This window comes from Brachybacterium sp. JB7 (genome assembly GCF_003335205.1).
Taxonomy (GTDB): Bacteria; Actinomycetota; Actinomycetes; order Actinomycetales; family Dermabacteraceae; genus Brachybacterium; species Brachybacterium alimentarium.
The window spans coordinates 233,823-248,101 of sequence record NZ_QPGN01000003.1; the positions used below are offsets into that span (position 1 = coordinate 233,823).

At 71.7% G+C, this 14,279-nt stretch carries 9 protein-coding genes; 1 reads left to right on the top strand and 8 read right to left on the bottom strand.

Features of this window, described 5'->3' with window-relative positions; translation table 11 throughout:
- Positions 1–28: 28 nt before the first annotated feature.
- The 8 genes from CIK81_RS05580 to CIK81_RS05615 all read right to left on the bottom strand — a co-directional run bounded on the left by CIK81_RS05580 (position 29) and on the right by CIK81_RS05615 (position 12,313).
- On the bottom strand, positions 29–685 hold the full coding sequence (locus CIK81_RS05580) for a nucleoside/nucleotide kinase family protein (protein ID WP_096165819.1): 657 nt from the start codon (positions 683–685) through the stop codon (positions 29–31).
- Entirely contained in the window at positions 669–3,947 is a 3,279-nt protein-coding gene (locus CIK81_RS05585; protein WP_114355490.1) for an exodeoxyribonuclease V subunit beta, read from the bottom strand. The genes CIK81_RS05580 and CIK81_RS05585 overlap by 17 nt, the downstream gene beginning before the upstream one ends.
- Positions 3,944–6,643 (bottom strand): PD-(D/E)XK nuclease family protein, encoded by a 2,700-nt coding sequence (locus CIK81_RS05590; RefSeq protein ID WP_114355491.1) that lies wholly within the window; start codon positions 6,641–6,643, stop codon positions 3,944–3,946. Before CIK81_RS05590 ends, CIK81_RS05585 begins: the two co-directional genes overlap by 4 nt.
- Positions 6,644–6,815: 172 nt before the next feature.
- Positions 6,816–7,949 carry a hypothetical protein gene (locus tag CIK81_RS05595; RefSeq protein WP_199586294.1) on the bottom strand — a complete coding sequence of 378 codons (1,134 nt, stop codon included), beginning with the start codon at positions 7,947–7,949 and terminating at the stop codon, positions 6,816–6,818.
- 134 nt (positions 7,950–8,083) lie between these two features.
- A complete protein-coding gene (locus CIK81_RS05600) occupies positions 8,084–9,556 on the bottom strand; it encodes an arylsulfatase (RefSeq protein ID WP_096196528.1) in 1,473 nt (490 codons plus the stop codon).
- Positions 9,557–9,566: 10 nt separating this feature from the next.
- Positions 9,567–10,697: an SPFH domain-containing protein gene (locus tag CIK81_RS05605; RefSeq protein ID WP_096165814.1), complete on the bottom strand. Its 1,131-nt coding sequence runs from the start codon at positions 10,695–10,697 to the stop codon at positions 9,567–9,569.
- 59 nt (positions 10,698–10,756) lie between these two features.
- Positions 10,757–11,275, bottom strand: coding sequence for a glutathione peroxidase (locus CIK81_RS05610; RefSeq protein WP_096165813.1), 519 nt, complete (start codon positions 11,273–11,275; stop codon positions 10,757–10,759).
- A 126-nt stretch (positions 11,276–11,401) separates the two neighbouring features.
- Entirely contained in the window at positions 11,402–12,313 is a 912-nt protein-coding gene (locus CIK81_RS05615) for a PfkB family carbohydrate kinase (protein ID WP_096165812.1), read from the bottom strand.
- A 45-nt stretch (positions 12,314–12,358) separates the two neighbouring features.
- Between CIK81_RS05615 and CIK81_RS05620 the strand changes: the two genes are divergently transcribed.
- A complete protein-coding gene (locus CIK81_RS05620; RefSeq protein WP_114355492.1) occupies positions 12,359–14,263 on the top strand; it encodes a penicillin-binding transpeptidase domain-containing protein in 1,905 nt (634 codons plus the stop codon).
- The last annotated feature ends 16 nt before the right edge of the window (positions 14,264–14,279 follow it).

The following is a 14,279-nucleotide window of genomic DNA, read 5'->3' on the forward strand; positions in this document are numbered from 1 at the left end:
CTCGATGAGCTGCGCCCGGCTCGACGGGTCAGCCCAGCTCCACCACGGCATCGGCGCGGGAGCGGGTCGCGGCGACCAGGCGGGCATTGGCCTCGTCGGGTCCCAGCGCCCAGTCCCGCGCCTGCTGCGGGGTCTTCCCGAAGCGCTCGTGGCGGGCGATCAGCCGCTCGTGGCGCAGCGGATCGGGTGTCTCGACGAACCAACGGGCATCGAGCAGAGCGGGGACCTGCGCGAAGGCGCCGTCCTCGGCGAGGAGGTAGTTGCCCTCGGTGATCACGAGCGGCACCTGGGCGGGCACCTCGATCGCGCCGGCCAGCGGCTGCTCGAGCTCGCGCTCGAACATCGGCGCCCACACCGATGGATCCTGCGGCATCGCGGTGCGGATCCGCTGCAGCAGCGCCGCATAGCCCGCGGCGTCGAAGGTGTCCGGGGCGCCCTTGCGCTGCGCCCGGCCCAGCCGAGCGAGCGCGACGTCGGCCAGGTGGAAGCCGTCCATCGGCACCACGACGCACGACCCCTCCGGCAGCTGCGCGGCGAGCTGCTCCGTGAGGGTCGACTTCCCGGCCCCCGGGGCCCCGGCGATCCCGAGCAGCCGCCGCGTGCCCGAACGTCGTGCCTCATCGACCAGGACCAGTGCGCGCTGGATGGCCTCCTGCGCAGCGATCACCTCAGCGCACGACGTCATGCAGCCTCACCTCGACGACCTGGCCCCGCAGCGGCAGGTGCACCAGGATCCGGTCCGGGGCCGTGCCGGAGGCGGCCAGCGCCCGCGCATAGGTGGCCATCTGCCCCAGGTATTCCCGGCGCACATGCCCCACGGGATCGTCCCCGGGATAGGTCTTGTGGTCCACCAGCACGATCGAGCCGTCGGGCAGGCGCAGCAGGGTGTCGATCCACCCCTCCATGACCTGGGAGTCCTCGTTCCACCAGGTGATCGGCTGCTCGGTGAGCTGCTCGGCGCCGGGGAACTCCGCGGCGAGGAAGCGCGCCCACGCCTCACCGGCGTCCAGCAGCACCTGGGCGCCGACCGTGCGGGTCACCACCCAGCGCTGCAGGAGGCGCTCGGCGGCGGCCGTGCGCTGCTGCGCCGAGAGATGCTCCAGCGGCAGGGCGAGATAGGCGTGCACGGCTTCGCCGACCCGCTCCCAGCGCTGCCCGCCGCCATGGACGAGCACCGGACCGATGCTCTGCGGCTCGAGCACTTCGCCGAGCGCATCGTCGGAGCCGACGGCGGAGGCCTGGAAGCGGCCCGTGACCCGCGCGGACGTCTCCCCGCTCGGGCGCAGCGGCACATCGCTCGCCGCGAGGGGGTCGCCGCTCGGCGGCAGGCGCTGCGGCTCCTCCTCGAGCAGCTCGTCGACGTTCACCGCGGTCACCGTCGCCGGCAGGGGAGCCGCCGTGCCGTGCACCGCGATCTCGTCGTCGGACCAGCTCACCAGGTGGACTCCGTCCTGCATCCCGTCGCCCGTTCCATCGACGTCCTGGATCAGGCTGTCCAGCACCGTCGCCGCACCCGGCACGGCGAGCACGGAGGTGCGGGCCGCGCGCGTGAGCGCCACGTAGTGCACGCGCCCGGACTCCTCGGCCTCCGCATCGCGCCGACGGGTCGCGAACGCCGAGGTCGCGAGATCCGCGACCACCTCGCCCGGAGCTGCGACCTTCGGCCAGAAGCGCAGGCTGCGGCCGGACAGCGGAGCGGTGACGTCGAGTGCGCCGGGGGAGGCGACGAGCACCCCGCTGGAGTGATCGCGCTCCTTCGGCGGGCCCCCGAGATAGGTGATGACGTGGTCCCATTCCAGGCCCTTGGCGCCGTGGACGGTGCCCACCCAGACCGCATCGGGCAGGGCGGAGAGGTCGGGCCCCTCCTCCCAGGCGTCGAGCTCGGACCGCAGCCCGGTGAGGGTGATGGGGGATCCCTCCGCGCGGCGCCTCTCGGTGGTCTCGTGCGCGAGCGCCCGCAGTGCGTCGAGGGTGCGGCGGCGTGCTCCCTGGCCGCTCCAGCGCTTGATCCGCTGCGGCAGGTCCAGGGCGTCGATCAGGGCGCTGATCATCTCGACCGGGGTGAAGCCGATGCAGGCGCGACGCACCTCCCGCAGCCCGCTGAGCACGTCGTCGTCCCACCAGCTGGCGAAGACGGCGCGGCGTGCGTCGCGGTCCGGCGCGGCGGTGAGCTGGGCGAACCAGTCCTGGTGGGCGCCGTGGTCATCGAGCAGCGTCACCAGCTCGGTCAGCGCGAGGGTGTCGGAGCCGTCGAGGGTGACCGCGAGCGCCGCCCGCACCATCTGCGCCTCCCGGGTGGCGAGCAGCGGATGCGCGGCACCGGCGGTCGGCACGCCGCGCTCCTGCAGGGCGGCGACGACGGAGGCCCGCTGGGCGTTGCTGCGCACCAGCACCGCGGTGGATCCGGGGGTGAAGGCGCCCTGGTCGATCCGCTGCCGGATCTGCTCGGCGATCATCGCCGCATGCTTCTGCGCGGAGACCGCGCGTCGGTCGTTCTTCGTCGCCTCCCAGACCTCGAGCATGCCGCTGCCCGCCGCCGACTCCCGCGGGGCGGGGATCGAGAGGGTGATCCTCTCCAGGCCCTCCCCGTCGGGTGCGAACACCGGGGCGAACACGGCGTTGGAGAAGTCCACCAGCAGCTTCTGCGAGCGCCACGAGTGGGAGAGGTTCTGCACCTCGCCGGTGCCGAACACGGTGCCGCCGCCCTCGAGCGCGTCGATGATGTCCCGCATCAGGCGCGGATCGGCGTCGCGGAAGCCGTAGATCGCCTGTTTGGGGTCGCCCACCCAGATCTTGTCCTCGATGAGCTGGGAGAGTTCGAGGAACAGGGCGAGCTGGATGGGGGAGGTGTCCTGGAACTCGTCGACGGCGAGCAGGCGGAAGCGCGAGGCGATCGATGCGCGCACGCGAGGGGACTCCTGGAGCAGACGCAGGGCCCGCACCTCCTGGTCGATGAAGTCGATCAGTCCCAGCTCGCGCTTGTAGGTCTCGTACGCCTCGAGGGACTCCGCGGCGACGTCGAGCACGAGCGCGATGAGGTCCTGCAGGTCCTGCTGCCAGGCGGGGTTCTGCGCGAAGCCCTCCTCGATCTCCGCGGCCAGCGGCTCCAGGGCCTTCTTGGCCGGGGCGCCGAACGTCCCGCCGGCCAGCCGCAGCCAGCTGGACCACGGCGCCCGGTCGCGATCGCGCAGGGTCCGCTCCGAGCGACGCAGCGCCTCGAGGTCCGTGCGCGCCTTGTTCACGCTCCGCGGAGCGATCGGCCCGCCCTTCACGGGGTCGCCGGACTCATCGACCGAGGCCTGGATGTCCTGCGCGAAGTCACCGATCCGCTGTCCCAGCTCGTGCAGCCAGCGCCCGCGCAGGTCCTCTCCGGGCTCGGGGAGGTGCGCTGCGGCGCGGAACTCCTCCCAGGAGGCGGGGGCCGCCGCGCGCAGGTCCTCGGCGCTGAGCAGGTTGGTGCGAGCGGTGTCCGCGACGTCCTTGACCCGACCGCGCCAGGCCTGCTTCCGGTGCGCGAACGCGAAGCCGGTGTCCTTCTCGTCGCCGTCGTGCTCGGTGCGGGCCAGCATCGCCGCCCAGCGCACTCCGGCGGCGGCGGTGGTGCGGTCGATCGCCGCGGCGAAGGTCGCCTTCTGCGTGGTGTCGTCGAGCACCTGGACGTCGGGCGAGATCCCGGCATCCAGTGCGTATTCCGTGACCAGGCGCCCGGCGACCGAGTTCACGGTGCTGATCAGCGCGCTGTCGATGCCGCGGGCGGCCTCGACCTGCTGACGGTCCAGCAGCGTGGAGCGCACCCGCTGGGAGAGCTCGTCGGCCGCTTTGACGGTGAAGGTGGTGGCGATGACCTGCGAGGGGTCCAGTCCCTCCTCGAGGCGCTCGGCCAGCAGCCGCGTCAGCGTGTACGTCTTGCCGGAGCCGGCAGAGGCGTTGATCAGGGTGAAGCTCATGATGCATCGCCTCTCAGGCCGCACAGCAGGGAGAAGTCGCAGAAGTCGCAGCGGGCGTCGACCACGATCCCGCCCTCGGCCCGCGCCGACTCCTGGGCGGCGGCGTAGGTCTTCTTCGCGGTCTGGCGCGGGGTGCCCGGGTCCTGCCCGGCATCCCGCAGGATCTGCCCGGACTGCGCGGAGACGGTGCCCTCGCCGATCGCGTCGAGCGCCTCGGTGATGCCCTCGGTGGTCATCGACCAGGCCTTCGCGATGTCGAGCGTGGGCCGGCCGTGGGGATCCAGCGCCGGGTTCGCGGAGACGAACTCGCCCTGCTTGAGCAGGAAGTAGCCGACGTCGGCGCTGTCGTCGTGCAGCGACCAGGCGTAGGAGGCCAGCTGCAGGGCCTCGCCGGCATCGAACAGCTCGGGGTATTTCTTCGCCGCGGCGGTCCACTTCAGGTCGATGACGGTGGGGCGGCCGGAGGCATCCTCGGCGAGCACGTCGCGGAATCCCAGGAACGGCACCTCCAGGTCGCCGCGGCGCAGGTGCAGGGTGAGCGGCTCCTCGAAGCGGGACTCGACCGAGGTGATCACCAGGCCCGCGTCGGCCAGGCGGGTGAAGAACTCCTCGAGCGAGCGCACGGAGGTCTCGCGCATCGTGGTCAGCTCGACCTCGCGGCCGGGCAGCAGCAGCTCCGAGGCGAGCTGGGGGAGCAGCGCGTCGAGCGTCCGCTCGATGTCTGCGGCCGACGGGGGACCCGTCCGGCCCCGCTCCGTCCCCTCGTTCACCAGCTCCTCGACGACGGCGTGCACGAGGGTGCCGATCATCTGGTTGCCGCTGGGCACGCTCGCGACCGACGCGGGCCGGATCCCGAGCCCGGTGCGATAGGTCCACTTCTGCCGGCAGCCCAGCAGGTTCTCCGCCTGGGAGTAGCTCAGCGCCTGCGGCACCAGGTGGGGTGCAGGATCGACCTGCTTGGTGAGGTCGTCCGGACGCGCCACCGGCGGCGCGGGCGGAGGAACCCGCACCTCCCGGCGCGACCCGGCGAGCGACCATCCCTCCGGGCCCAGCGCCTCGCGCGGGTCCACGAGATGCCGCGCGAGCACCTTCGCGACGTCCTCCCCGGCCTCGGCCCGGTCGGCGGCGAGGTGGGCGAGCAGGGAATGCGGGGCCGTGGCCTGCTCGGTGCGCGTGCGCGTGCGGACCACGATCAGCCGCCCGGCACCGAGCAGCGCGCTCAGCCCGGCGTCGGTCTCCAGCGCGGTGAGAGCGGCGGGGTCCAGCAGCACGGCACCGAGCCCCTCGAGCGCGGTGATCTCGAGCGGATCCCAGGTCACGCCGGTCTGCGCGTCCTGTCGATCCGCTCCCCACCACAGCACGTCCCCGCCGTCCGCGCGCAGCTGGGCGGGGCGCGTGCACGAGGTCCAGGCCGACGTCGCCTCGGGGCGGGCGAACGGCGAGCCGGCGCGGCCTCCGGCGGACTCCACGATCTGGGAGAGTTCGCGGGGACGGAGCACATGATCCTCGCCGAGGGTGTCGAGCACCTCGAGGAAGGTCTGCAGGTGGGCCCCGGCCCGGACCAGTCCGGGGTCACCCTGGCCGAGGGCACGCAGCCGCGTGCCGAGCCAGGCGGTCGCCGCGCGCAGCCGTGCCGGGGTGAGCTGCTCGGGACTGATCGGGTCGGTGACCAGGGCAGAGATCTCCCGGGCGATCTCGAGAGCCGCCGCCTCCTCGGGATCGGCGGCGAGCTCGGTGAGCACCGCCTCCCAGGCCGGACCGCCGGTGCCCGGCTCAGCGGCCAATGCATCCAGGAACCGTCGGCGCACCCGTGAGGGCACCAGGCCGATGGGCTCGCGATCCGTCTCCGGGGCATCGAGCACGCGCAGATCCAGGAAGGCGCCGAGCTGCTGCACGTCCACCGGAGCGATCGCGATCGAGAGGTACAGGGGCAGGATCTGCAGGCTGGTGCGGTTAGCGGAGGCGCCCGCCACCCCGATCGCGGCCTGCCCTCGGCGGCGCAGCTCCTGATCCAGCAGCACGGTGTCCTCGGTGGCGAGGACGTGGGCGGGCTCGCCGTCGCGCCCGGCGAGGAACCGGGCGGCGGTCTCGGCGGCAGCCCATTCGTCGTCCGCCTCGACCAGCACCAGTTCGGGCCTGCCGGATTGCGCGTCGTGCGCGGTCACCACGTCGACGCCCGCCCCGGCGAGCAGCCTGAGCAGCCGCGGCCACATTCCCGGGAGGGTCTCCGGGCTCTCCTGGCAGCGGATCTCGTCGATCCCCAGCGGCCACGGGTCCGCGGAGAGGCTCTCGAGCAGCTCGACCAGTTCACGGAGGTCGTCGGCCGCGCCGGGGGAGAGCTCGGCGACCTCCTCGATCGCGCACAGCGCGTCGATCCGCGCGGGCAGACCGGGCGCTGGGCGCAGGCGGGCCCCGGCTGCGACGGCGGCATCGCGCCAGTGCAGCATCGTCGCGGCGGTCGCCCAGGGATCGACGTCGAAGGAGTCGTGCACCCACTCGTGCCGGGCCGCGGAGATCGCGCTCGCGTACTGCGCGATCCGCACCGCGGGGTCGACCGACGGACGGGTCAGCGCCAGGCGGGTCTGCAGCAGCCCGACCAGCCCTCGCGGGCCCATGCGCACCTGGCCGCTGGCCCCGCCGGAGCCGGCATCCGCCCAGGAGGTGCCGTCCAGCGACCAGCCGAACTCGATCTGCATCGTCCGGGCTCCTTCACGAGATGACAGCGGCACGTTCCGCCGCACGGGACCACAGTAGGGGAGAGGGCCGACGCACGAGGCCCTGATCAGCGCGGGTCGGCCGCGTCGACGATCCCGAAGATCCGACGAGGTCGTGGGTCCCGCGCGCTCCTCTCCGGATCATCGGGGCACGTCAGCGGTTGAAGGGATCATCCGGGCGCACACCCCAGCTGAATCCACGGTCGTAGAGCGTCGTGCCCGAGTCGTCCGGGGTCAGCACCAGGTCCTGGCCCTCACCGGTCACGTGCAGCGTCCCGTCGCTCCGCTCGTCGATGCTCAGCGTCAGCGACGTCGTCGCCTGCTCGAGATAGTCGGTGACGGGCTGGCCCTCCTCGCGCAGCGGCCCCAGCTCGAGCTGGACGGTGCTCTCGTCGGTGCGCTGGTAGGTGCCGGCCAGCAGCTCGCCGTCCGCTCGGCGCAGCTGCACCTGGGAGGTCCCGCCTTCGATCGTCGAGCCGAAGGCGATCGCGCTCCAGCGGGTGTCCTCGGCGAGCTGGCCGGCCGGCTCCGCAGAGTCCTCCTGCACGGCCCAGACCCCGGCAGGCACGGACTCATCGGTGCTGCGCTCGGGGTACATCGAGCTGACGCCCCAGCTCACGAGCGCGACCAGCGCCAGCGCCGCGATCGGTCCGAGGATGTTCGTGACCCGCTCCAGCGGACGCCACGGCACCAACCTGGGCACGGGCCCACGACCGATCGCGCCGTGGCCCAGGAACGCCCTGGCCAGCCGCGACATCCAGGGGATCAGCACGATCAGCGACATGATCAGGTACACGAGCGAAGGGGTCTTGACCATCACGTCGTAGCCCAGGTTCAGCACCAGCACGAGCGACATGGACGCGGCACCGATCACCGCCCCGAGGGGGACCGTGCGCCGCCACAGCAGAGCCAGGCCGGCGCCGAACTCCGCGAGGCCGGAGAGGAACTGGAACAGCGGGGAGAACGCGGCCATCCGCCACAGCAGCCCCATCGGGCTCATCTCGCCGTGCGCGATGAGGGCGTCGCCCGTGTCCGCGAGGCCGAACTGGCCGAACACGAGCTTCGCGACCCCGTAGTAGAGCAGCACGACGGCGAGCAGCAGGCGCACCCCGCCGTGGGCCCACCATCCCAGGGTGACCGCGGCGAGGCGTCCGAGCTTCTTCTCGGCAGCATAAGGATCGGCGGGACCCGCAGCATGGGCGGCATCGGCATCGGCATCGGCATCGGCAGCTGCAGCGGCAGCGGGCGGCACAGGGTCGGACGGCGTTGTCGGCGCGGAGTCGTTCATGTCCCTACTCCACCAGCCGCGCAGGCAGGACACATCGCTCTCCGGCAGGCATGTGCTCCGCCTGCAGTCGATCTTTCCGCCACGGGACCCTCGACCTTCGACGGGCTCCGGCGGGCTCCGGCGGGTTCAGGAGGTCAGAGCCGCGCGTGCTCCCGCACCCAGGAGGCCTCGGACTGCGGCGTCCGTCCCGCGACGAGGTGTCCGTCGTGCACGAACCCCTCCTCGCGTCCTTCCAGCTCCTGGACCAGGATCTCCCGATGCCGGGCCAGCTCGTCGGCAGCTCCGGGGTCGTCGGCGAGGTCGTGCAGCTCGTGCGGATCCGTCTCGAGGTCGAAGAGCTGCTCGTGCCCGTCCCCGGAGAACCAGAGGTATTTGAACCGCTGGGAGCGGATCCACTGCATCGAGTGCCGCCCCAACGAGCCGATCAGATGCTCCCCGTGCAGGTGCTCCCGCCCGGTGCCGCCCGCCGTCGTCGGCCGCAGATCCAGGCCGTCCACGCTGCCGGGCACCTCGACCCCGGCGAGGCCGAGCAGGGTGGGCATGAGATCGCGCAGCTCGGCGATCGCCGAGACCTCGCCGGGCGCGCCCCAGCCCTCGCGCCAGCGGGGCGGCACGTGCATCACGAGGGGGATCCGGGCTGAGCCCTCGTAGCCCACCGACTTCCGGTACATGTCGTGATCGCCCATCATGTCGCCGTGGTCCGAGACGAACACGACGACCGTGTCCTCGAGCAGGCCATGATCCGAGAGCTTCTCGCGCAGACGGTTCAGCTGCAGGTCGACGAACTCGATCGAGCCGTAATAGCCGGCGCGCACCTGCTGATGGGTGCTCTCCTTCTGCGCCCCGAACTCCGCCTCGGAGGAGAAGTCGCGGCGGTGCTCGTCGAACCTCTCCACCCAGTCGCCCATCGGCCGTGGCGGGAACTCCCGGCCGCGGTACTTGTCCCACAGCCAGGCCGGCGGATCGAAGGGTGCATGGGGCCGGTGGAAGGACATGTACAGGAAGAAGGGGCGGGTGGGGTCGCGCCGCTCGAGGAAGCGGAACGACTCGTCGGCCACCCAGCGGGTGGGATGCAGGCGTTCCTCGCGCTCCCATGGCCGGGCGGTCATCGCATTGCAGCCGATCCCGGTCTCCTGGTAGTCGGCCCGGGGGTCCCCGGTCTCGCGGCGCAGGAAGTCGACGTAGTCGTCGATCTGGGCCGACGGCCCCTGCGTCAGTCGCCGGGAGGTGTGCAGGAACCCGTCGTGCAGCAGCACCTCGTCGAAGCCGCAGCGCGCACGGTCGGGGAACACGTGCATCTTGCCGATCCCGAACGCCTGGTACCCGGCGCCCCGCAGAGTGGACTGCAAGGTCACCGGGTGCGCGTCCGGGAAGGAGATGCCCTCCCGGTACCCGTAGCGCCCGTGACGATCGGGCGACTGCCCGGTGAACATCGCGACCCGTGCCGGGACACAGGTGGGCGTCGCCGAGTAGGCGCGTGTGAAGCGGTAGCCGCCGCCGGCGAGATCATCGAGGTTCTGGGTGTCGATGTGCTCGTTGCCGGCGGCGCCCATCGCATCGGCCCGCATCTCGTCGACGCACGCCAGGATGATGTTCGGCCGACTCATCCCGCGAGGATCAGCCCTGGTTCGCGGAGCCGGGATGCGCCCACGGCGGAGTCTGGCCGGAAGCCTGCTCGCCCGCCTTGTGCTGCGCCGTGCGCGCCCGCTGCTCGGCGTCGGAGCGCGCGCGATCGGCGCGCTCCTTCTCCTGATCGCGCAGCTGCTGGGCGGAGATCCGCTGGCGCTGGTCGGCGTCGGCGACGTCCGCGTTCTGGCTCGCCTCGGCCGCGGCCTGCGACTGCAGCATGGCGGTGCGGATCTCGTCGCCCATGCCGCCCACGGCGCCGGGGTTCGAGGGCAGGTAGAGCACGTTGGAGCGGCCGTTGCGGGCCACGTCCTGCATGGTGTCGAAGTACTGCGTCATCAGCAGCAGCTGCTCGGCGGAGTTCTCGATGCCGACCTTGCGGAGCATCTCGTACTGCTCGGCGATGCCCAGGGCGATCGCCTTGCGCTGAGCGGCGACGCCCTCACCCTGCAGACGCTTGGACTCGGCTTCCGCCTCGGCCTGGGTGACGCGCTTGATCTTGTCCGCCTCGGCGAGGGACTGCGCGGCGACGCGGTCGCGCTGGGCGGCGTTGATGGAGTTCATCGAATCGCGCACGCGCTGGTCCGGGGAGATGTCCTGGACCAGGGTGTTGATGATGTTGAAGCCGAACTCGTGCATGCGGGCCGACAGGGTCTGCTCGACGCTGTGGGCGATGTCGTCCTTCGACTCGAAGGCCGCGTCCAGCTCGAGGCTCGACAGGGCCGAGCGCACGGTGTCGAACACGTAGGAGCGGATCTGCGCCTCGGCGTTGGAGAGCTTGTAGTACGCGTCGACGACCTGCTCCTCCTTGATCACGTACTGCACCGCGACCGGCACGTTGACGAACACGTTGTCCTTGGTCTTGGACTCGATGTTCACCTCGAGCTGCTGCACGCGCAACGAGATCGGGCGGGTCGTGTTGTCGACGAACGGTGCCTTGAAGTTCAGGCCGGCGTGCGCGACGCGCTTGAACTTGCCGAAGCGTTCGACGATCACCGCTTCGCGGGAGTGGACGGTGAACATGATGGACGTGCGCAGACCGCCGAACAGCAGTGCTGCCAGGATGATCAGGACGACGATCACGACGACCGCGACGACCAGGAAGATGACGACGCCTTCCATGGGGTACCCCTTTCGAGTGGGCAGAAGTTGTGTCCCACGCTACAGGGTCGGGGGCCCTCTCAGTGCGCGTCGCGCAGGCCCAGCTCGGTCCGGATCCTCGAGGCGATCCGCACGGGCGGCACCGGAGGTGCGTAGCGACGCTGCACGTTGCCGTCACCGTCCACGAGGAATTTCGTGAAGTTCCAGGCGATGCGTCCGCCCATCACCCCGGCCTTCTGCTCGCGCATCCACCGCCACAGCGGATGCGCCCCGGGGCCGTTCACATCGATCTTGGAGAACAGCGGGAAGGTGACGTCGTAGGTCGAGGTGCACGCGTCCTTCGTGTCCTCATCGCTTCCGGGATCCTGATGGAACTGGTCCGAAGGGAAGCCGAGCACCGTGAAGCCGTGCTCGGAGAACTCGTCCTGGAGCGACTGCAGCCCTTTGAGCTGCGGGGTGAAGGCGCACTGGGTGGCGGTGTTGACGACGAGCACCAGTCGGCCCCGGTACTCGCTCATCTCGCGGCGCTCGCCGTCGATGGTCGTGGCCCAGAAGTCGTGGAAGGTGGTGGGTCCGCTCGTCCCGGCTGCCTGCTCCATAGCGCCCAGTCCTCTCGTCGCTCGCGTCTATCGTAGGGCCGCGTCCTGAGGACTCCATGGTCATCTCCTCCCCTCGTCCTCCACGGCGACGAGGAAGCAGGGCGAGGGAGCAAGGGCGAGGGCCGGTCAGGCCAGGAACGCGTCGACCTCGGCGCGGGTCGGGCTGCTCTGCGGGCCCTTGCGGGTCACGGCGATCGAGGCGGCGGCGTTCGCCCGGGTCGCGGCGGATTCCCAGTCCGCACCGAGGGCCCGCTCCGCCAGCAGCACGCCGGTGTGGGTGTCCCCGGCCCCGTTGGTGTCCACCGCGGTGACGGGGAAGGCGGGGATCTCGGTGCCGCGACCGTGGTGGAAGACGGTGCAGCCGCGCTCCCCGTCGCGCACGATGACGACGGCATGGGCCCCGATCCGTCGGCGCAGCGCCTCGGGCGTGTCCTCCAGGGCCTCGAGCCCGGTCAGAGCGCGGGCCTCGTCGGCGTTGGAGGTCCACACCGTGGTGCGAGCGAGCACCCGTTCCTGCACCTCGCGCGGGAAGGTCGCGAACGGGGCGCCCGGATCGAGCACCACCTCGACTCCCTCGGGCACGCTCTCCAGGAACTCCAGCAACGGCTCGCGCGTCGGCTCGAACAGGCTGTAGCCCGAGAGGCACAGCAGATCACCGGGCTGCGGAGCGAGCGTGGCGAAGGAGGCGGCGGTGACATCGCGCTCGGCCCCGTAGACGGTGAGGAAGGTGCGTTCAGCCGACGGCTCGAGCAGGACCGTGCAGTAGCCGGTGTCGGCCTCCTGGCGGGGCCGGTCCGACAGCCGCACCCCGTCGGCCGCGAGCGCCTCACGGATCCGATCGCCATGGATGCCCGTCCCGTGCGCTCCGCCGTGCACGGACTCGGCACCCGTGCGCGCGGCCGCGACCAGCGTGGTCACGGCGCCGCCGGCGTACCACTGCTCGCTCTGCGCATTCGCATTGCCGCCGCGCGGGGGCAGCTCGTCGATCTCGAGGACGATGTCGACGAGAGCCTGGGCAGTGTGCAGCACGCGGGGCATGGACCGAGTCTAGGGTCGGGAGCATCGGGGTGGGATCATGTGCGCATGGACTCCTCCGCATCCCGGTCGCGTCGCCGCGGCCCCGTGATCCTCGTCGTCGCACTGGTGGTGATCGCCGCCCTGGTGGTGGGCGGTCTGCTCTGGCGACAGCGCGCCGACAACGGCGAGGAGGAGGCGCAGGCGCTCGCCGACGCGCTGCCCGAGGGCGACTTCTCCTCTGAGACCGACACCGCCGAGCACGACCGGATCCTGGGCCCGCTGATCGAGGCGACCGGCGCCGCGCCCGAGGTCGAGCTCGCCGATGCCGGCACGGCCGACGACGGCCTGCGCACTGCGACCCTGGACTGGACCTGGACCCTTCCCGATGACGCCGGTACCTGGGAATACACCACCGAGGCCACCCTGCATCGAGGCGAGGACGGCTGGTCCGCGGACCTCACTCCCGAGGTGTTCGCGCCGGATCTCGGCGACCGCGAGAACCTCGATCTGAAGACCGTCGACCCGACGCTCGGCACCGTCACCGATCGCGACGGCAAGGAGCTCTACGGGCCCGGCGAGGTGAAGGTGCTGGGCCTGGACAAGACCCAGCTCGAGGACGCGGACCCGGAGGCCTCCGCCCGTGAGCTCGCCGGACTGCTCGACATCGACGAGGACCGCTTCGCGCAGTCCGTCGCCGACTACGGGCCCGACGCCTTCGTCCCCGCGCTCACCATCCGGGTCTCCGACGAGGGCGACTACCCGCTCGATGATGCCGCGGACGTCGCCGGCTTCCGGGCGGTGGAGAAGACTCAGCCGCTCGCGACCGAGCGCGACTACGCCCCCGGCGTGCTCGGCGCCCTGCGGGAGGCCAGCGCCGAGGATGTCGAGGAGTCCGACGGGGAGATCGAGTCCGGGGACCTCGTGGCCAGCGGCGGGATCGTCGCCGCCGAGCGCGAAGCCCTCGTCGGCACCGCCGGTGCGAAGGTGATCGCCGTGGACCCCGACGCCGGCACCGAGCGCTCGCTGCACGAGGTCGCCGCGGTCGACGGCACCGAGGTGCGCACCACCCTGGACGATCACCTGCAGCGTCTGGCCACGTCGGCGATCGCCGACGAGGACTCGGCGTCCGCGGTGGTCGCCCTGCGACCCTCGACCGGAGAGGTGCTCGCCTCCGCCCTCGGGCCGACGGGCCAGTCCTATCCGGTGGGCCTGGTCGGCCAGTACGCCCCGGGCTCGACCTTCAAGGCCGTCACCGCACTGGCCCTGCTGCGCGCGGGGGTCACCCCGGACACCACTCTCCAGTGCCCGGAGACGGCGACCGTCGAGGGCCGCAGCTTCAAGAACGCTGATTCGATGTCCCCGGATCTGTTCGGGTCGATGCCGTTGCGCGACGCGATCGCGCACTCCTGCAACACCGCGATGCTGCTGGAGTACGACACCGTCGACCAGCAGCAGCTCGCCGATGCCGCGACCACTCTGGGGATCGGTCAGGACGCGCCCACCGGCCTCGAGGCGTTCATGGGCTCCGTGGACCCGGAGGATGAGGGCGTCGAGCATGCCGCAGCGATGATGGGGCAGGGGCGCGTGCTCGCCTCCCCGCTCGCCATGGCGGTGGTGCTGGCGAGTGTGCAGAACGGTGCGACCGTGCAGCCGAAGATCCTGGCGGATTCGGACTCAGCTGCCCCCGAGGTCGACTCCCCGCTCACCGAGGACGAGACCGCCCAGATGCAGGAGCTGCTGCGAGGCGTGGTGACCGACGGCAGCCTCCGTGACTTCGCCGACCTGCCCGGGGACCCGGTGATCGGCAAGACCGGTACGGCCGAATGGACGAACGAGGACGGCGAGCTGAAGCTCCATTCGTGGGTGATCGTCGCTCAGGGGGACCTCGTGATCGCCGCCTTCGTGGAGGACGGCAGCTACGGCTCCACGACCGCCGGACCCATCGCTCGCGAGGTGCTCGAGGGGGCGTGAGCCGCGGTGCTGACCA

Coding starts and splice junctions, on each gene's coding strand:
- CIK81_RS05580 (WP_096165819.1), bottom strand. CDS start 685: ATGACGTCGTGCGCTGAGGTGATCGCTGCGCAGGAGGCCATCCAGCGC.
- CIK81_RS05585 (WP_114355490.1), bottom strand. CDS start 3,947: ATGAGCTTCACCCTGATCAACGCCTCTGCCGGCTCCGGCAAGACGTAC.
- CIK81_RS05590 (WP_114355491.1), bottom strand. CDS start 6,643: ATGCAGATCGAGTTCGGCTGGTCGCTGGACGGCACCTCCTGGGCGGAT.
- CIK81_RS05595 (WP_199586294.1), bottom strand. CDS start 7,949: ATGAACGACTCCGCGCCGACAACGCCGTCCGACCCTGTGCCGCCCGCT.
- CIK81_RS05600 (WP_096196528.1), bottom strand. CDS start 9,556: ATGAGTCGGCCGAACATCATCCTGGCGTGCGTCGACGAGATGCGGGCC.
- CIK81_RS05605 (WP_096165814.1), bottom strand. CDS start 10,697: ATGGAAGGCGTCGTCATCTTCCTGGTCGTCGCGGTCGTCGTGATCGTC.
- CIK81_RS05610 (WP_096165813.1), bottom strand. CDS start 11,275: ATGGAGCAGGCAGCCGGGACGAGCGGACCCACCACCTTCCACGACTTC.
- CIK81_RS05615 (WP_096165812.1), bottom strand. CDS start 12,313: ATGCCCCGCGTGCTGCACACTGCCCAGGCTCTCGTCGACATCGTCCTC.
- CIK81_RS05620 (WP_114355492.1), top strand. CDS start 12,359: ATGGACTCCTCCGCATCCCGGTCGCGTCGCCGCGGCCCCGTGATCCTC.